General features: G+C 42.2%; 11 protein-coding genes and 1 other RNA gene. 3 read left to right on the forward strand and 9 right to left on the reverse strand.

Features of this window, described 5'->3' with window-relative positions:
• The first annotated feature begins 300 nt into the window (after window positions 1-300).
• A complete protein-coding gene (locus QUA04_RS17615) occupies window positions 301-3,519 on the forward strand; it encodes an ATP-binding protein (protein ID WP_333258705.1) in 3,219 nt (1,072 codons plus the stop codon).
• A 16-nt stretch (window positions 3,520-3,535) separates the two neighbouring features.
• Here QUA04_RS17615 and QUA04_RS17620 read toward each other — a convergent pair whose 3' ends face one another.
• On the reverse strand, window positions 3,536-5,353 hold the full coding sequence (locus QUA04_RS17620; protein WP_333258707.1) for an EAL domain-containing protein: 1,818 nt from the start codon (window positions 5,351-5,353) through the stop codon (window positions 3,536-3,538).
• On the reverse strand, window positions 5,350-8,244 hold the full coding sequence (locus QUA04_RS17625) for a response regulator (RefSeq protein WP_333258709.1): 2,895 nt from the start codon (window positions 8,242-8,244) through the stop codon (window positions 5,350-5,352). The genes QUA04_RS17620 and QUA04_RS17625 overlap by 4 nt, the downstream gene beginning before the upstream one ends.
• A 984-nt stretch (window positions 8,245-9,228) precedes the next feature.
• Here QUA04_RS17625 and QUA04_RS17630 point away from each other — a divergent pair.
• A complete protein-coding gene (locus tag QUA04_RS17630) occupies window positions 9,229-10,593 on the forward strand; it encodes a serine/threonine-protein kinase (RefSeq protein WP_333258711.1) in 1,365 nt (454 codons plus the stop codon).
• A gap of 152 nt (window positions 10,594-10,745) precedes the next feature.
• Window positions 10,746-11,102 (forward strand): dihydroneopterin aldolase, encoded by a 357-nt coding sequence (folB, locus tag QUA04_RS17635; RefSeq protein WP_333070833.1) that lies wholly within the window; start codon window positions 10,746-10,748, stop codon window positions 11,100-11,102.
• 276 nt (window positions 11,103-11,378) lie between these two features.
• On the opposite strand, the gene QUA04_RS17640 is transcribed toward folB, so the two are convergent.
• The 7 genes from QUA04_RS17640 to QUA04_RS17670 form a co-directional block, all read right to left on the reverse strand.
• On the reverse strand, window positions 11,379-12,929 hold the full coding sequence (locus QUA04_RS17640) for an AGE family epimerase/isomerase (protein ID WP_333258713.1): 1,551 nt from the start codon (window positions 12,927-12,929) through the stop codon (window positions 11,379-11,381).
• Window positions 12,930-13,227: 298 nt separating this feature from the next.
• The gene (gene nuoK, locus QUA04_RS17645; protein WP_199292736.1) at window positions 13,228-13,533 is read right to left on the reverse strand and encodes an NADH-quinone oxidoreductase subunit NuoK; all 306 of its coding nucleotides are present in this window, start codon (window positions 13,531-13,533) and stop codon (window positions 13,228-13,230) included.
• A 193-nt stretch (window positions 13,534-13,726) separates the two neighbouring features.
• Window positions 13,727-14,350 (reverse strand): NADH-quinone oxidoreductase subunit J, encoded by a 624-nt coding sequence (locus QUA04_RS17650; RefSeq protein ID WP_333042048.1) that lies wholly within the window; start codon window positions 14,348-14,350, stop codon window positions 13,727-13,729.
• Between the two features lie 116 nt (window positions 14,351-14,466).
• Window positions 14,467-15,042, reverse strand: a complete 576-nt coding sequence (ndhI, locus tag QUA04_RS17655; RefSeq protein WP_333258715.1) for an NAD(P)H-quinone oxidoreductase subunit I — start codon at window positions 15,040-15,042, stop codon at window positions 14,467-14,469.
• 105 nt (window positions 15,043-15,147) lie between these two features.
• Window positions 15,148-16,266, reverse strand: a complete 1,119-nt coding sequence (gene nuoH, locus QUA04_RS17660) for an NADH-quinone oxidoreductase subunit NuoH (protein ID WP_333258716.1) — start codon at window positions 16,264-16,266, stop codon at window positions 15,148-15,150.
• Between the two features lie 365 nt (window positions 16,267-16,631).
• Window positions 16,632-17,022, reverse strand: a transfer-messenger RNA (tmRNA) gene (gene ssrA / locus QUA04_RS17665).
• A 412-nt stretch (window positions 17,023-17,434) separates the two neighbouring features.
• Window positions 17,435-19,192 (reverse strand): serine/threonine-protein kinase, encoded by a 1,758-nt coding sequence (locus QUA04_RS17670; protein WP_333258718.1) that lies wholly within the window; start codon window positions 19,190-19,192, stop codon window positions 17,435-17,437.
• Between the last annotated feature and the right edge of the window lie 267 nt (window positions 19,193-19,459).

Genomic DNA, 19,459 nt, shown 5'->3' on the forward strand with positions numbered 1-19,459 from the left:
TGACTATCTAATCTGCCAGTTTGCAGAGCCAATCTGCAGCATGATTTTTCAATTATAAGCTGCGTGACGTTCTGACTATCTAGGGGTCGGGAAAAAATTAACCTTGTCCCATTGGTGTATCATCATATTATAGTTCAACGAGGATGCTAACCAATATAATCTTTTTTATTTTAACGTAAAGTTTTTGTAACGCACTCTAGTCTTATTGCTTTCCTATCCCTTTCTCTACAGAAGAGTTTTACGTCTGGTGAATATTCTATGGCTCTATAGTATAGACAAATACATTTTTCCTAAAAAGTTATGCGTACAAATGTTGCTAAGTTCCAGAAAATGCCGCTACGCCTTGTCTTAATTGTTCCTTTTGTTTTACAAATCTTTACAGCCGTAGGGTTAACCGGATATTTTTCGTTACAAAATGGACAGAAAGCTGTGAATGATGTAGCGGCACAGTTGCGCCGTGAAATTGCCACGAGAATTGAGCAGAATTTGCATACCTATCTAGCGGTTCCCCATTTAGTTAATCAAATTAATGCTGATGCTGTTAGTTTTGGCCAATTGAGCATGGAAGATATGAGAGCGTGGGAGCGTCATATTTGGCGACAAAAAAATAGATTTAATAGCGTAAATGGCATAGTAATAATAAATGAAAAAGGTAAAGGTGTAGCTATTAACACTAATGATGAAGGAAAGCAGGTAATTCAGTCAACAGGAACAACCCATACAAATCAGTTATATATTTATTCTACTGGCAGTCAAGGGGAAAGACTGAAATTAATCAAAATTATGAATAATTTCGATCCCCGAAAAATAAAACCTTATAAACGGAGTATAAAAGCTGGAAAACCTATCTGGAATCAAATATATTTTGGCGAGGTTATTAATACTCCTCTAATTCCAGCAAGTCAACCTATTTTTAATCGACAAGGAAAAGTTCTTGGGGTATTATTTACCAGTCTACGTTTATCCCTGATTAGTAATTTTTTGCAAACTTTAAAAGTTGGGAAAACAGGACAAACTTTTATAGTTGAGCGAACCGGAATGCTAGTCGCTACTTCCACACCAGAAAAACCATACCGAAATAGGCAAAGATTTCCAGCCACTGACAGCAAAGATATTTTAACCCAAGCGACTGCAAAATATCTAACAGAGCGATTTAACAATCTCAATGAAATTAAAACTTCTCAGCAGTTAGAGTTTTTAGTAAACGGACAAAAACAATTCGTACAAGTTGTGCCTTTTCAAGATGGTAAAGGTATTGATTGGTTAATTGTAATTGCGGTTCCAGAAAATGATTTTATGGAACAAATTAACACGAGTAGACATACGACGATTTTATTATGTCTTTTGGCACTATTTTTGGCAACTATTTTGGGAATTGTGACTTCTGAATGGATAGCCCGACCGATTCGGCGTTTGGGTAAAGCCACAAGCGCGATCGCTGGCGGTGACTTTGAGCAAAAAGTAACGGCTTCCTCCGTTCAAGAAATCAGCGCTTTAGCGACTTCTTTTAATTTAATGAGCCAGCAACTCAAGCAGTCCTACGCGCAATTAGAAGATTATTCCCACTCCTTAGAACAAAAAGTCGCAGAAAGAACTCAAGCATTAGAGCAAGAAATGCGCGATCGCCAACAGATACAAGAGACACTCCGGCAAAGCGAAGAAAGGTATCAATTAACTCTAGAAAGCGTTAATGAAGGCATCTGGGACTGGCGAATCCAAACAAACACCATCTATTTTTCACCCCAATGGAAAGCCATGCTAGGCTATCAAGACAACGAAATTGTTAACCTATTTAGCTCTTGGGAAACACTGGTTCACCCCGATAATTTACACCCGATATTAGACTCTTTAGAAGACTATTTAAAAAGTGGAACTAACGAACCTTATAGTTGGGAATTTCAGATGCGGCACAAAAACGGTAGCTACAGGTGGATACTATCGCGAGGTCGGGTTGTCGAGCGGGATGCGGAAAGCCAACCCCTACGTTTAGTCGGCTCTCACACCGATCTTACCGATCGCAAACAAGCAGAAATAGAATTGCAGATAGCCAAGGAAGCTGCCGACGCTGCGAACAAAGCCAAAAGCGAATTTTTGGCAAACATGAGCCACGAACTTCGCACACCCCTCAACGGGATTTTAGGCTATGCTCAAATCCTCATGCGTTCAAAAAACTTAGACAATCAAGAGGTAAATAATCTAAAAATTATTTATCAATGTGGCTCTCATTTGCTCACTTTAATTAACGACATCCTCGACTTTTCTAAAATCGAAGCCAGAAAAATAGAACTTTACCCGACGCAATTTCATTTTTGGGCATTTTTAGAAGATGTCAGCCAAATCTTTCGCCTCAGATCGGAACAAAAAGCCATCAGTTATATTTGTCAATTTGACTCTTCCTTACCCACCAACGTGCAAGGGGATGAAAAACGCTTAAGGCAGATTTTAATTAATCTCTTAGGTAATGCTGTAAAATTTACCGATCGAGGGGGCGTTACCTTCAAAGTTCAACTTATAAAATCAGTACCCTTAGAAACTAACCCTAATGAATTAAATGCCATCAACTCTATCCGCTTTCAAATTGAAGATACTGGAGTGGGGATCGGCGAAGAGAAAATGCAGAAAATCTTTCAACCTTTTGAACAGGTAGGCAATACCGATAAGATGTCAGAAGGAACGGGTTTGGGATTAGCAATTACTTTAAAAATCATCGAAATGATGGGGGGTAGTATTCGAGTTAACAGTCAGTTAAATGCTGGCAGCCAATTTTGGTTTGATTTAGATTTACCTTCTGCTAGTAAATGGGAATCGGCAATTCAGCTACAAGCTGCGATCGCTGGCTATCAAGGAACTAAACTGAAAATTCTCGCAGTTGACGATCAGTGGGAAAATCGATCTGTGCTCGTTAATTTGTTAGCACCCCTTGGCTTTGAAGTGCTAGAAGCTGCTAATGCCAAAGAAGCTTTAAAACAAGTCGATAGTAGCCAATTTAATGCCATTATTACTGATTTAGTAATGCCAGAAATGGATGGGTTCGAGTTAGTAAGCCGTCTCCGCTCTCAACCTAAATTTAAAGATTTAGTCATTATCGTTTCTTCAGCTAGCGTGTTTGAAGCTGACCAGCATAAGAGTTTAGATATGGGCGCAAATGCTTTTTTACCCAAACCCGTACAGGCGGCTGACTTATTTGTATTGCTACAAAAGCATTTAGGGATATCTTGGGTATATCAAAAGTCATCTCACCTCAATCAAAATGTCAATCAATCCGTGCGATCGGATTCAGATTCTTTGTTAGTACCACCACCAGATGAAGAACTTGTAATTTTATACGATTTGGTTATGAGAGGTAATTTAAAAGCTGTGACTCAACAAGTTGAACAGTTAAAAAAATTGGATGCAAAATATATTCCCTTTGCCGAACGGGTAGGTGAATTGGCTGCAAGCTTTCAGGAAAAACAATTACGGTTATTAATTAACGATTACAAAGCCGATAACAAAAATCAAATTGATGATGGGAAATAACACAAGATTATTTCAATTATAAGCCTATAAACCGCGTGGCGTTATGACTATCTAAGGGGCGAGAAAAAAAGTAACCTTGTCCGAAAATACATCCTAGTTCTCGAAGAATTTGTATTTGTTCTTGAGTTTCCAATCCTTCAGCAACAATTTCCATATTTAAATTCCTACCTAATAATATAATTGTTTGAATTAAACTTGTATCGTTGGGATTTCGAGCCAAGTTTTGCAAAAAGGAACGATCGATTTTTAAAGTATCAATTGGCAACTCTTTGAGTAAACTTAATGAAGAGTAGCCAGTACAAAAATCATCGATACATATACCAACACCCATAGCTTTTAAAAATTCAAAGTTAAAATTTGTTGTTTTTAATAGACAACTTTCAGTAATTTCTATATTTAAAGTGTTTTTATTTATCCCAGTTTGTTGTAAAATTTCTGCAATTTGTTCCAAGCAATTAACTTGCTGGAATTGAATAGGAGAAAAGTTAACGTTCAGTTTCAAAGGCAGGTCAGGCAATTCCTCTTGCCAACGTCTTAACTGGCTGCAAGCTTCCCGTAAAATCCACCAACCTAAAGGATTAATTAATCCTGTTTCTTCAGCAACAGGGATAAATTGATCTGGTGAAATCATGCCTTTGGGATGATTCCAGCGGATTAAAGCTTCAAAACCTTTAATTTCTTCAGTAATGAGGGAAACAATAGGTTGATAGTACAAGCAAAATTCTTGTTGAGCGATCGCTTTTCGCAAGTCTTGCTCCAGTTCGAGGCGTGCGATCGCATCCGCTTGCATCTGCGGATCGAAAACCTGATAGTTACCACTTCCCTGCTTTTTGGCTCGATACATCGCAATATCCACATCTCTAAGGATATCCATCGGGTGTTGATAATTTATTGCACTAGAAGTTATACCAATACTCGCTTCTACGATAGCTTCATATTCATTAAAATTAAAGGGTAACTTAAACTGTTCTAATAATTTTTGAGCGACTAAAGTTCCGGTTTCTGTTTCTAGTAAAATAACAAATTCATCCCCACCCATTCGCGTTGATATTTGGCAAGGTTTTAAACACGCTTGCATCCGCTTAGCTACGCACTTTAGTAGCTCGTCTCCTGCTAAATGTCCTAGGCTATCATTTATAATTTTAAAACGATCTAAGTCAACAAACAAAACAGAATAACTTGTATTTGCTGCAATTAACTCCTGCAATCTCTTAATCAACCAGTCTCGATTTGGCAAACCTGTTAAGGAGTCATGGAAGGCATTATGCTCCAATTGAGCTTGACTTTTGTACAAGTCTTGCAGCGTTTGAGACAGTTCTGCTGTTCGTTCTTTGACTCGTATTTCCAATTCTTGATTTAGCTGTTTTAAGTCTGCACGAGCCTTGGCGTGTTCCGCAATTTCTTGCAATAAATGCTGATTTTTAACTTCAATAGTTTTAGTTAAATGCCGCAAATCTAAATGTGTTTTAATTCTCGCTAAAACCTCTTCTTTTTGAAAAGGTTTAATAATATAATCTACAGCTCCTAAAGATAAACCTCTCACAACATTATCTGTTTCAGAAAGAGCAGTAATAAAAATTACAGGAATTTGACTCCATAAGGGGTTTTCTTTCAAGCGTGTATAAGTTTCAAATCCGTCTATTCCGGGCATCATTATATCTAATAAAATTAGGTCGGGAATCACATAATTTATTTTTTGAAGAGCACTTTCTCCATCTTGAGCGACCAAAACCTCAAAACTAGCTTCAGTGAGGAAATCCGCTAATATTCCTAAATTAGCAGGGACATCATCCACTACCAAAATTGTATTTGAGTAAGAATTTAAATTATTCATAAATTTATTTCCTTGTATTGAGTGAGCATTTCTAAGATTTTTTTCTCTTGAAACTCTTTAGCTAACTGCCGCAATTTTGACGCAAATGACATATATTTTGGATCGGTTTCTTCAAGAGTTTCTGTCTGTTTTATAATCTCTTTCAAATTACCTCGCAAAGCCAAATTAAACAGTTTATCTAATGCTTCTGGAGGAGGAGGAACAATTTTATCGTAATTGGGTTTCCTTCCTGAAGGCATCAATGATGCAGCTTCATAAATCCACTCTATTTGTAAATGAAGTTCTAACTTTTCTAAAAGTTCTTCAGCTTGAACTGGTTTGGCTAAAAAATCTACGGCTCCAGCTTGTAAGCTTTGATTTTGGTCTGTTTCAAAAACACTTGCCGAAGAAACAATTATTTTAATATCTTTTAATTCTAAGCTTGTTTTCCAGTATTCCATCAATTGAAATCCATCCATTTCTGGCATAACTAAATCTGTAATCACTAAATCTGGTTTAGCCTGAGTTGCTATGTTCAATCCTTGTTTACCGTTAGTCGCTTCTATTACTTCAAATCCTAGAGGAGTCAGTAAATTAACAATGACCGATCGATTTTCCCAACGATCGTCAATCACAAGAATTTTTTGGGAATTTCCTTTAAATCCAATAATTTTACCTTTGTCAGTTTGAGAACTTGTATTAACCCATTCTGTGGCTTCTAATAGCTCTAAATCAAACCCAAAAATACTGCCCATTTGTAATTGACTGGTGACTTGAATGGTACTACCCATTAATTGAATAATTTTTTGAGTGATTGCCAGCCCTAATCCCGTTCCTTCTGCTTGATTTTTTCTAGATCCAACTTGTTCAAAAGGTAAAAATATTTTGGCAATTTCTTCGGGTTTAATTCCTACTCCTGTATCTTTGACACTGAAGCGAATTTTACAGCAAGTTTGATGGGAAAAATTAATATTTTTTTCAATTAAACTGACACTAAAACTTATGTTTCCTATTTTGGTAAATTTGATGGCGTTACCAATAAGGTTAATTAATGCTTGTCGCAAGCGTTTTTCGTCGGCGTGAATGGCAATGGGTAAATCGGGATCGGGTTGGTAGCTAAATTTGAGACTTTTTTGTTCGGCGCGAATGCGACAAATTTCGGCAACGGCCTGTAGAAAAGCGGGAAAATGAAATTCTGTAGGGTAGAGTTCCATTTTCTGAGCTTCTATTTTAGACAAATCGAGAATATCGTTAATCAAAGTTAGCAAGTGAGAACCGCACTGGTAGATAATTTCAATGCTATTTTGTTCGTGTTCTCCTAGTTTTACAGAACGCTTGAGGATTTGGGCATAGCCTAAGATCCCGTTGAGTGGGGTTCGCAGTTCGTGACTCATGTTAGCCAGAAACTCGCTTTTGGCGCGGTTGGCATTTTCTGCGGCTTCTTTAGCGGCATAAATTTCTTGTTCGGCACGTTTGTATTCGGTAATGTCTTCTACTGTACCTTCGTAGTAGAGAATATTGCCATTTTCATCACACATAGCGCGAGCATTTTCGGAAATCCAAATAATACTACCGTCGCGGCGATAAACTTGAGATTCAAAGTCGGCAACACTGCCGCGATCGCTTATAATTTTTATGAATTCTTCTCGGTGGTTGGGATCTACATAAAGTTGTTGTTTAATATTGGTTAATTTGCCAATTAATTGGTCAGAAGAATTGTAACCATAAATTTCAGCCAAGGCTGGATTAGCGCTAAGATATTCCCCTGCAGGCGTAACTTGGAAAATTCCATTAATTGAATTGTTAAAAATGCTGCGATATTTGGCTTCAGCAGCTTGTAATTCTTTTTCAAATTGCAGCCGCTTTTTGCGGTTGCTGACAAAAGCCATAAAAATGTAAGTCACTACCGCTAATACTAGCAGTGCAAACCCGATGATTTGATATTTTCTACCAACTAACTGATTCAGTCGCTGTTCCAATAAACGATCTAAAAGTGGAAAAGCTGTATTGTAAAGTTTTAATTGGGACTCTAGGGCAGTTGTGGCTGTAGCTGTATATACCAATGGCTGTAAGTTGATGGTATTGGCATTAATGATATCTTTGTCGAGTAAGTCAATAAATCTTTTGATATCCTTGAAATTTTCGCGTACGCTAGTGGATAGCTGCCGCTGAATTTGCGGATTAGCATTAGCAGAAATTTGCAAGCCTCTTTGCACTGCTTGGATAGGTGGTGCAATTAAACTCCGAATAATCAAAAGTTTGGCTCGATCGCTGTCTGCAATTTTTTGTTTAGCTTGTTGAGTGGCTATCTTTGCACCGATATCTTTAGCTTGAGCCGTATTCTCTATCGTTAATGGTAGCTGCGTGACAACGGTATCCATTAAATAATAACTGTCTAAAGATGGGTCGAGAATGAGATTAGAAACATCTCCGATGTGTGCAATTAAATCGAGGATATCGTTAACAACAGTTGTATGTGCTTGCCAGCTTTGGGTAGAAGATAAGTTTAATTTTTGCTTTTTTAATCGCTGCCAGTTGCTATTAATGGAAGTTTTGAGCGCTAGCCATTGCGGGCTAGTTTTAAATTGGGGCGATAGCTGTTTTTCCACGGCATTGAGGTTTTGGATTGCCGTCTCGATCTTTTCTGTTGCCGTGGCGATCGTAGGGGCTAAAGACTTGTCCCCATTTAAATATTGATTAACTTGCGTGCGGTGTTCAATAACAGCGACAAGCAAATTTTTCAACGGATAGTTATAAGCCAAGCCGACTTTTTCTTCTTGAGCGAATTCAATTTTAATATCAATTTCAGCAATTAATTGATAAACTACCAGAGCAAAAGGAAATATAAAAATTAACAACAACGCCATTAAATTTATGGGTTCGGTGAGGCGCTGGTGTAAGGGCTTGTTCATAATCTAATAAGTAATAGATAATAATTTATTTTTAAATAGCTATTAAAATGATTGTCAATCTGCGCTCTAACCTCATGGTAGAATTGGACAATTTCCTTAGTAGCTGTTTGTCCATTATCTAAAGAGACATATCCCGTTATTCCTACACCCACAAAAATATTTAGGATAAAAGGCCGAACCAAGATCAGGCCTAACGGAATTTTTGGAGTTGCCGTCATTCAGTAACTGATTGAGACTTTTTTAGAATTTGCCCAGCAGGTACCTGACTAATATCAATATTACGCTGTCTTTTGCTGAATATCTATTCTAGTTGAAAGAAGATACTAATTAATGTCATCTTTATTACAGTACATAAAAATTCATGTAATGTAACAGACTCTAGTCCTATAACTATTCAATCCTCTTCTCTACGGAAGACTCCTACCTTTGGTAAATATTTTATTGTTATAGACCATAGAGTAATACATTTTTTAACAATTTATATATAGAATTGTTGCTAAATCTCAGAAAAGACCTCTATCCAGCATCTTAACTTCTAGAACTTACGCATTGACAAAATATTTATATTTTGTATAAGTGTTCTTCGAGGCGATCGCTATTTCCATAGCAGACAGAATTCAGTCAAATTACTCAAGTTGTCATTGGGCCCAGAAACATTAGACATCTCCCCAAAAGCTGAATCACCTAATGGGACACAATTGTGCAGAATATGCACTGCCAGTTGACTTCACCTCGATTTGACGACAACATCAGGATGAGAAGCAATTCTAGTTAAAAGCTAGTCCAGAAATAGCGCTTAGTTTAGTCGTTTTTTTGATAATGATGAGGGAGAGTCTACATAATCAAACGATCGCTAAAGCTATTGAGTAGAGGATTGATCTTGCTGGGGCGATCGCCCTTCCTTCCCTCGCATTCAAACAAACTTAGCTACAATGAGCTATACTGTGCTCGGCGACTCCCAAATCGAACAATTTGCCGTGGTTTATGTCTAACTCCTCCCTCCTCACCCCTGGTTCGACTCTCGAAAAACGCTACCGCATCCTCCGCGAATTGGGCCGAGGTGGCTTCGGCCGCACTTATCTCGCCGAAGACATCAACCGCTACAACGAACATTGCGTACTCAAAGAATTTTCTCCGGTGGTGCACAGCCCGAAAGCGGCCGAATTGTTCGATCGCGAAGCGAGTATGCTTTACAACCTCCAACACCCGCAAATTCCCCGCTTTCGAGAACTCCTGCGAACCGATTTGGGCGGGAATCAATCTTTATTTTTAGTCCAAGATTATATCAAGGGTCAAACCTACGAAGAAATATTGATATCGCGTCAGCAACAAGGTAAGAATTTTACCGAAGCCGAAGTTACTCAACTGCTATTTCAGCTTTTACCAGTTTTAGAATACATCCACTCGAAAAATTTAATTCACCGCGATATTTCCCCGGATAATATTATTCAGCATGATGCTGACAAACTACCCTTTTTAATTGATTTCGGTTCAGTCAAACAAATCGCAGCAAATGCCGTACTTCAGTTTAACGGACAATCGGATACGGCGATCGGAAAACAGGGTTATTCGCCAGCCGAACAAATGCGACTGGGGAAAGTTTCTGCAGCTAGCGATTTGTATGCTTTAGCGGTCACGGCTTTGGTACTGCTAAGCGGCAAAAAGCCTCAAAAATTGTACGATATCAATAATAAAGCTTGGGATTGGCGATCGCACGTCAGTGTCAGCCCCAATTTAGCCACGGTATTGGATCGGATGTTAGCAGAACAACCGGGCGATCGCTACCAATCTGCAAAAGAAGTCCGCGAAGCACTCAAAGATCCAAAACTCTCTCAAATTGGCAGTATAATTTCCCAAATGGTGACAATGAACTTTGTCGGCCGCCCTTTCAAAAACACCACTCAAACTGCTCCCAGCAATCATACTCCTGTTCACCAAAATCCTCAAATTGTTAGCAACAACACATTCAAGTTAATTCCTTGGAAAACCCTAGGGAGTTTAACTGTCGTTTTGGTGCCAGGAATTTTAGCTTTTAGTGTGGTCAAATCTGGTTTCACGTTGCCCAATTTGCCGGATTTACCTAAATTTTCTTCGCGCCAGCAACCTCCAGATACATCCTTAGAGGAAGCCGAAATCATTCGTCAAGAAAAGATTGGTAAACGGCGTAAAAATCTCAACATTAATCAAGATATTTTTTATCAAAAAGTTGATGAATTATATTATAATAAATATCCCGAATTCCAAGGTCGTACCTTGACAGAAAAGCCAGAAGATGCTGAAATTAGGCGGAAATGGTATGAAGTTGCTGAGGATTTATTGGACAAATTGGAGAAAGGAGGACAGTTGTGAAATTTAAGATAGAATAAGAGTGATGGAACCGCAGAGGGCGCAAAGAGGGCAGAGGGAGAAGGAAAAGGGCAAAAAAAGAGAGGGAAGAGAAAGAGAACTTTATCTGGTTTAATACAAATTGGTTAGGCAACGCACTTTTAGTTTATTGCAAAATGGATTCTATTCAACTTACAGGAATTCGCTGCTACGGATATACGGGCTATCTGCCAGAAGAGCAAGTTTTGGGGCAGTGGTTTGAAGTGGATGTTACTCTCTGGCTGGATTTATCGCAAGCTGGAAAAAGTGATGATATTCAACATACTCTTGATTACCGCAGCGCAATTACTCTGATTCAAAAGCTAGTCCAAGAGTCGAAATTTTTATTAATCGAACGCCTAGCAGATACTATTGCTCAAGCGCTTTTACAACTACCGTTAGTCGAGAAAGTTAAACTACAACTCTCGAAACCTGCTGCCCCCATCCCTGATTTCGGTGGCAGAATTACTCTAGAAATTACTAGAAGTCATTAGTCAGTAGTCATGAGTCATCAGTCATCAGTCATTAATATTTAGTCAGTCTACTGTCTTCCCAAGCCCCGCTAAGGCGTGTTTTCAAACTACTGAAGGTGAACTTTACGGCTCGAAGATTCCGCTAAATTTCCCTTAAAAATATCCACTTTGAGGTCTTTGCTTCCCCTTTTTGAAGGGGGGCTGAGAGGAATATAAGGGTTTGAAAACACGCCCTAGTTCCTAGGCACAGTCAAAACCAATTTCCGCGAGTGCACTCGATTAATCTCAGTACAGCTATTAATGAATATCTGAGAATTTGATTCTGTATAAACTGTCTGTTTCTTGATTAGTCACAGGTTCGATTTTATCAATCTTGCCTTTATAGAAATAGGGTTCGATTGTATTAACGGATGGCATTTGCTTGAAGGCATAGTACAGTACCACTGGTTCCTGATGAAACTGACAGGTCGTAATATAGCCCATTAGAGCGTGTTCAAAAGAATGGTAAGCATTTTTCCAAGGCCACTGTTTGGGTAGCTCCTGAAGATTTTTGTTAGTTGAACCATCAACGCCCGTCCAAACTTCACCGTACTTCCGATCAACAAAATAGTTGAACCAGTAATCGTAAGTTTGTGGAAGGTAAATTGCTAAAGATGGGTTTTCTAGAGCCAGTGAGGCAGTAAATTGGTCGAGTTCTGCATAGATCCACCAATCTTTATTTATGTTAACTTTACCCCCTTGATTGATTTCGGATGCCCAGGAACCCGATTTAGAGAGATAGGCTCGTTCTAGAACCTTCGGCCCATTTTTTTCGGCAAACTTGACCAGTGTCTGGTTGCCACTAAGTAAACCAGCCATACGGATCATCCACATCGCTTTGATAGTGTGTCCAAAATCAACTTTTGTGTTTTGGATATCCCTATCTAAGGGTGAATTTGCGGCATAAAAAAACAAATTATCATTAGGAGAATAGAATTGCTCAAGCATAATATTTGAAATAGTTACCAAATCCTGTTTCCATTCCGCTTGGTATGTTTCAGGTAGGAGTGGAGTAATCAGAACCATGTATGCGTTCATCTGGTCTAGTTGAGCAGTCAAATGCTTATCAAGAGCTTTCCCACCGTCTCCATCTTTTAACTGCCACTGTAGCGCCTTCAGTTTTGGGTTATAGTATGTTTTAAAAATATAATCTTTGACGGCTAGAATGTCGGGCAAGACTTCGGGATCACGGGTCAAGTAGTAGTAAAAGCTGATGCCCAGAAGAGAATAAGCTAGTTCTTGAGGATTGCGGTACTCAAGCGATGGTTGCCAGGACTTTGTTTCACCATCCCAGAAGGCATAGGTTCCGCCATGTTTGCGATCGAAACTGTTGTGACGCAGATAATCTACACCTGCTTTCGCATACTGCAAATACTTGGGGTCACCCGTTAAGTGGAAGGCGACTCCATAGCCATATATCTGCCGAGAAATAGAAACAACATAGTTGCGCTCCATCATGAGCCAACTGTTGTCTTTAATTTCCGGGCAGGGATTGCTACGGTCAAGCAGTGTTCCATCGTTACAACGAATTGAAGGGAAATTGCCGATAGGATCTCCTAACGCAGTCGGCATAGTCCAGAAGGGAAGAAGTTCATTCTGCACATGATTCAACCAACGTTGGGCAGTTGGGAGTTGTGAGGGAATATGGTCAGTAGAGGTTAGGAGAGGCAGAATAACTTGATGCGGAGAATAACCTTGTCGCGCATTGGTAGCCCAAGAAGCCACCTCAAAGTAGCTACCGAAAGGTAAAACGCACAGAAAACAAACAGCTAAAGAAGTGATGGTAAATTGAATCGGATTCCACCGCATATTTGTATAAAGGAAAAGCAAAATGTTTGTTTGTTTACTCGCTCGCTATCGGGCTAAGAAAGTCCTTCCAAGAGGCAAATAACGAAAAAAACGCTAAGCCCCCCAAAACATCGGGGGGACAAGAGTATTTCTCAAAGTCCCCCTTATTAAGGGGAGCCGCTGTTGCCAGAGGGGTATCCCCAAGTATCGCGGTGCGACGTGGATTTAGGGGGATCTCGACTCGACTACAAGCGAGATTTACAGAGGTTTTCAGTCTTAAGTTGACACCAATGCCTACTGCCTATGACTAACTGACTAATTACCACTTCAGCAAGTTAAATTCTTCCATGTCTACGGTATTGCGGTTGCGATAAATCGCCAAAACAATTGCCAAACCCACCGCAGCTTCAGCCGCCGCTACCGTAACTACGAACACGGTAAATACTTGGCCCTTAACTTGTACAGGGTCGAGATAATTGGAGAAACCCATCAAATTGAGATTGACAGCATTCAGCATCAACTCGATCGACATCAACACGCGCACTGCATTTCTGCTGGTAATCAAACCGTAAATACCAATACAGAAAAGTGCGGCGGCTAATAACAGGAAATACTGGAGTTGCAGTTGCATAAATTTTTTGAGTCTTTCTCAATCAACATTACTACAAGACAGAGAGATAGGTGCAGTGAACACCCTACTATAGCTTGTCTAAATTATTCATACAGTAGGGGTAGCGCTCCGTACCTACCTACGAGGTGGGCAATCACGGGGAAATTGCCCCTACCTTAATTGTACGAATCATTTAGACTCACTACTTTTACTTAGATTCTGGCGAAGACACATCTCCGGCAGAAACTAATTCGCGAGGTCTTTCCGGCAAACTCAAAGCAGGTGTTTCGGATAGCTTCTTTGACAGTTCATCCGGGAAAAAATCGCGGCGCGCCAACACAATTGCTCCGACCATTGCCATCAACAAAAACACTGAGGCTAACTCAAAAGGCAGCAAAAAGTCGGTGAAGAAATGTTTGGCGATCGTGACAATCGAACTTTCGGCTGGTGCTCCTGTCGTTGCCACAATAGCCCAAGGAGTAGACACCACCATCGTACCCAAAAGCGCAAACAAGCCTACGCAAACTACTGCTGTTGCTATTTGACGCACCCAAGCGTTGGGAATAGTGCGGAAATCTTCTCGCTTGTTCACCAACATAATCGCAAACAAAATCAAGACGTTAACAGCGCCAACATAAATCAACACCTGCGCTGCTGCTACAAAGTCGGCATTCAGCAACAGGTACAAGCCGGCAATGCTGGTAAATACGCCGCACAGCAAAAATGCTGAGTAAACGATGTTGGAGAACAGCACTACTCCTAGTGCTCCTGCAATCATCATTACGGACAGTATGCCAAACGAAACAATTTGAACCCCTTCAGCTAGATTCACAATTTTTTATCCTCAATTATTAGTTTTCTATTGTTCGTTTTTACTCATTAGTTAGCAGTCATTAATAATTGGTTATTTCACTAATGACTGATGACTGCTGACTAATGACTAATTACTTACTTTTCGATAATTTCCTCGGGACGCAGACCGGCGCGGCGATCGGTGTAGGAAACTTCATGGGGGTCGATCGCACCTTTCGGCAAATAAGCGAATTCGCGCATCGGTGTCACCATCGGGTCATCTGTCACCTTGTAGGGCAAACGTCCGAGGGCCACGTTGTCAAAATTCAATTCATGACGTTCGTAGGTGGCTAACTCATACTCTTCTGTCATGGACAAACAATTAGTCGGACAATATTCTACGCAGTTGCCGCAGAAGATACACACACCGAAATCGATACTGTAGTGCTTGAGTTGTTTCTTCTTGGTTTCTTTGTTAAATTCCCAATCCACCACAGGCAAATTGATCGGACACACCCGAACGCAGACTTCGCAGGAGATGCACTTGTCAAATTCAAAGTGAATTCGACCCCGGAAACGTTCCGAAGGAATTAGTTTCTCGTAAGGATACTGCACCGTAATCGGTCGGCGTCTCATGTGGTCAAAAGTAACAGATAGCCCTTGACCGATATACTTGGCAGCTTGAAAACTTTCTTTGGCGTATTCGCCTACTTGATTGAGGAATTTTAGCATGGTGTTCTCTCTCTGTACTTGAGTTTTTGGTAAGTGCTAATTGATAATAGGTAATGAGAGTTAACAGCTACTCTAGCTTAGCTATTATCTGTTACCTATTACGAATTAACCGCCAAAAGCAAAGGGAAAGGCAAGCTTCAAAGCTGCGGTCAACAGCAAATTAACTAGAGCAACAGGAAGTAAAAACTTCCATCCCAAATCTAGCAATTGGTCGATCCGAACTCGCGGCAGAGTCCAGCGGAGCAGAACTGCCAGAAACAGGAAAAAGTAGGCTTTCAACATGGTCATCGTAATGCCCAGCAAGCCAGTAATTACCTGCAACCAAGGAGTCGTTTCGCTCAATCCCAGGGCATTTGTCAGCACTTCAACAGGAATCGGGCATTCCCAGCCGCCGAGGTACAAAACTGCTACTAGCAGGCAAGAAAGGACGAGGTTAACGTAGGAAGCGATATAGTACAAAGCAAATTTCATGCCTGTGTACTCAGTCTGATATCCTGCTACCAATTCTTCTTCTGCTTCCGGGAGGTCAAAGGGCAAGCGTTCGCATTCTGCTAGTGCTGCGATCCAGAAAATCAGGAAACCTGCTGGTTGCCGCCAGATATTCCAGCCGACAATGCCGTAGCCGGCTTGCTGCTGTACGATGTCGATCGTACTGAGGCTATTGGACATCATCACAACTGCCAATACTGCCAAAGCTAGGGGAATTTCGTAGCTGAGGGATTGAGCTGCGGCTCTAAGTCCTCCGAGGAGGGCGTATTTGTTGTTTGAAGCATAGCCGGACATCAGCAAGCCGATCGGCTGAATGCTTGACAGGGCAATCCACAGAAATATCGCTGTCCCGATATCGGCGATCAGCATATGCTCTCCGAAGGGCACGATTAAGTAAGACAGAAAAACTGGAATCACCACAATTACCGGGCCTAGGGTAAATAGCAGCGCATCAGCTTTTGCAGGTACGATGTCTTCTTTGAATACCAACTTCAGACCGTCAGCAACGGGTGCTAGCACTCCCAGAGGGCCTATGAATTCCGGGCCTACCCGCTGTTGAGCGGCGGCGGAAATTTTCCGTTCCAGCCAGACGCTAGTCAGTACCCCGAAGACGGCAGCGACAATCATCAGCAACATTGGCAGCGGTAGCCAAAGCACTTGGGCGATGTCCGCCGGTAAGCCCAAATTCATCAGGGCTTCTACAAAACTTCCTTGTAAGTCAATTCCTGGGTTCATTTTTCCAGCTTTTGAGCGCTCAGCATATAATTTTTCACCCGTCCTTTGTAGGAGTAGGCTTAGAAATCGGGGTCTTTGTAAAGATTTTTAATGCTTTACCGCCTAATAGTATATCGCCCGACAGGCTCCAAGAACGCACAGACAGGGTGAAGTTCTAATTATATGAGCCCGCAGCGTAGCTAATAGGTTTGCAACTTATGTATTTTTATTTGGCCGATCGAGCTGATTGATTTTAGATTTTAGATTTTAGGTTTTAGATTGAACATTGAATGCCAAACAAAAGGGCCCAGAGTTAAGTCTGGGCCCTTTTAATGCTGTAAAGTGGCTTTCAAATGGCTTAAACCATTGATTTTACGCTACTTCTTTTATGGAACTGGGCAGAATCGAACTGCCGTCCAAAGCGGGTATTTACCTTCCGATCGTTCACAGGTTTATCCCCTCTAATCCTCGGGGCGGGAACCATCTTTATCCCAAATGGGGGGATTTTCTAGTGATTGCTTTCCTAGCTAGCCGACTAGAAACGTTTAGCTAGGGCATCCGTTGGGGGTTGTTATGCTACCGTTAACGGAGTTAGGTGGCATACACTCTAAACCGAGCTCAAGAAGTTTTTAGGCTACAGCTACGGCTTTGCGAGCGAAAGGAACGATGTTGTTCGCATTTACTATTTTTTTTGAGCCGATATTAACGAGAGTAGACTCCCTCTCGACCTGCATCACGGAGCAGCTTTCGCCACCCTGTCGAAACCATTACAGCCCCTCGTGTGTTCTTTAATCATAGACAATATTTCGTCTTGCGTCAACTAGATTTTAGATTTTGGATTTTAGATTTTCGATTTGGGCACAAAGCTGAGTCAAGAATATTTACATCTTGCACCATTTTCTTGAACAGGCTTTCCGGCCTGTTCCACAAGAGTTGAGTTTTCCTGTGGGGTGGGCCGAAGAGCCCGCCCAGGTTCATTGACAAGGGTGCAGGATGTCACCGCTGCCTTTGTTTAATGCAAGTTGTCGTCCCAGACGCCGATGTAAATCCGATCGTCAACTCGATTTTAGATTTGGGATTTTAGATTTTCGATTGGGGATTAAAGAAACCAGGTTTTTGGCGGTTAATGCGGGCTGTAACGAAGTATCTGGCAAAAAAAACCCGGTTTCTGACCACCCGTGCGTAATTCCTAATTATGCAAGTTGTCGTCCCAGACGCCGATGTAAATCCGATCGCGCTCGTTGCGTTCGATCATCCCTTCCAGCGAACCCTTCTTAAACGTAAACCGATTACTCCGGCGCTGCTGCACGTCGCCGAGCCCTTGCAAAATCTCCCGGCTGGCGCCGCCCACCATCCCGTTTAAGGCGGTTCGCACCACCAAATCGTCCACCGACGGGGCAAAAGAACCCTCTGTTTGTACTAACTTACCCGAATCGCGATCGTAAATGTAGCCGAGAGTAATCCGATTTGGCAATATTTCGTAAAGTGCGGTGCGAGTATTTGGCCAATAGCCTCGGGCTTGAGAGTCAGTGGGTTCTCCCAATTCGGCTAAAATCTGACTTTCCGGCGTACCAACCGCATACCCAGGGATTGTAGGAGTCTTCTGATAATTGGTTCCCGGTTGTTCGGGGCTGGGTGCGGGCGATCGATCTGGCGGCAACTCTTTGTCAACAAGTTTTTCCGTTGGTGTGGGTTCGACAGCCTCGGGAGAAGGCGCTGGTGTTGGCGCTGGGGCTGGTGTTGGCGCTGGGGCTGGTGTTGGTGTTTCAGCAGCAGGCGCTGGAGTTTCAGCAGCAGGCGGCGGAGTTTCTCTGGGAGTCGGCGCGGGCGTTGGTGTGGGCGCGGGAATTGGTGCGGGGCTTGAGCGCGCGTCTGGATCTGCTGGGGCAGAAGTGCGATCGTCCTGGGCCACTGGTGCGGGTTCCGAAGACGGCCGGTTGAGGAAAACCCTAGCAATACCGACAAAACCTGCCACAATAAGTGCGATCGCCACGAACCCCAAAATCCACCAAACCTTGCGGTTGCCTTCCCCAGAAGACACCGCAGCAGGCGCTGTTCTGGAACCCGCAGGCGACTGAGGCCCGTGTCCCGGAATCACCGCCACCGTCGGCTCGGTGCTCGGCGACGCTGCACCCCCCTGCCCATGCAGCAGCGACAGCCACTCATCCACGGTAGCAGGGCGATTTTGAGCTTCTACCGTCATCCCCCGCATCACCGCAGAGCTGACAGCCGCACTTAGCTGAGGCCGCAAGTCGCGGGGTGAAGGCATCGGCTGACTGGTACGTAAAATTGCAGCCACCGGCACCTGTGCTGTCAGTAAAGTGTAAAGCGTCGCCGCCATACCGTAAACATCTGTTGCGGGCGTATATTTTCCTTGAGCGAAATACTGTTCTGGGGGCGCGTAGCCGTCGGACACCATATTAGTGTGACTTTGGGTTGCACCAGGAGTAAACTCGCGGGCAATGCCAAAGTCAATCAGCACGACTTCCTGAGTACCTTGGCGCAAAAGAATGTTTTGCGGCTTGACATCTCGGTGCAGCAAACCCTTTTGATGAACTACTTTTAAAGCAGCCCCTATTTGAGTGATGTAGAGAATTGCAAGATTTTCTGGCAGCGGATTATTGGAACCGACTACATCGCCCAAATTCTGACCGGCAATGTAGTCCATCACCATGTAAGGCTGCCCGTCTTCCACAAAGAAATCGCTGACGCGGACAATATTCGGATGAACGCAGGAAGCCAACCGCCTCGCTTCGTCTTGAAACTTGCGATCGAACTCAGCAAAATTGGGTTGCTGCTGCAGAGATTCGTTGAGGGTTTTAATGACTACAGGCTGTCCTAAATAGCGGTGATTTGCCCTGAAAGTTATTCCAAAGCCGCCGCGGCCCAATTCTTGTTCGAGGGTGTACTTTCCACCCTGTAAAGTTTTGCCGATTAGCGCATCCATAGGTTCAGGCGATCGCGTACCAGAGAATATGGCTGATTATGGCACGTATAGTGGGTTCTCCTCACCACTCCAAAGAGCGATCGCAATCCTCAATTGGCGTTGCCAGTCCTTCCCGAATCGATTCCCGCATCCCCGGCACTGAGTGAAGATACAATATTTCCTGAACAGATGCGGAGTCTGATTCAGATAATACAGCACTTCCGGATGTTATGAGGTACAATAGAATCGACTAAAAATAATATACCAATGAAAGCATACTCAGTAGAT

Origin of the sequence: Microcoleus sp. S13_C5 (assembly GCF_036700845.1) — a bacterium.
GTDB lineage: Bacteria > Cyanobacteriota > Cyanobacteriia > Cyanobacteriales > Microcoleaceae > Microcoleus.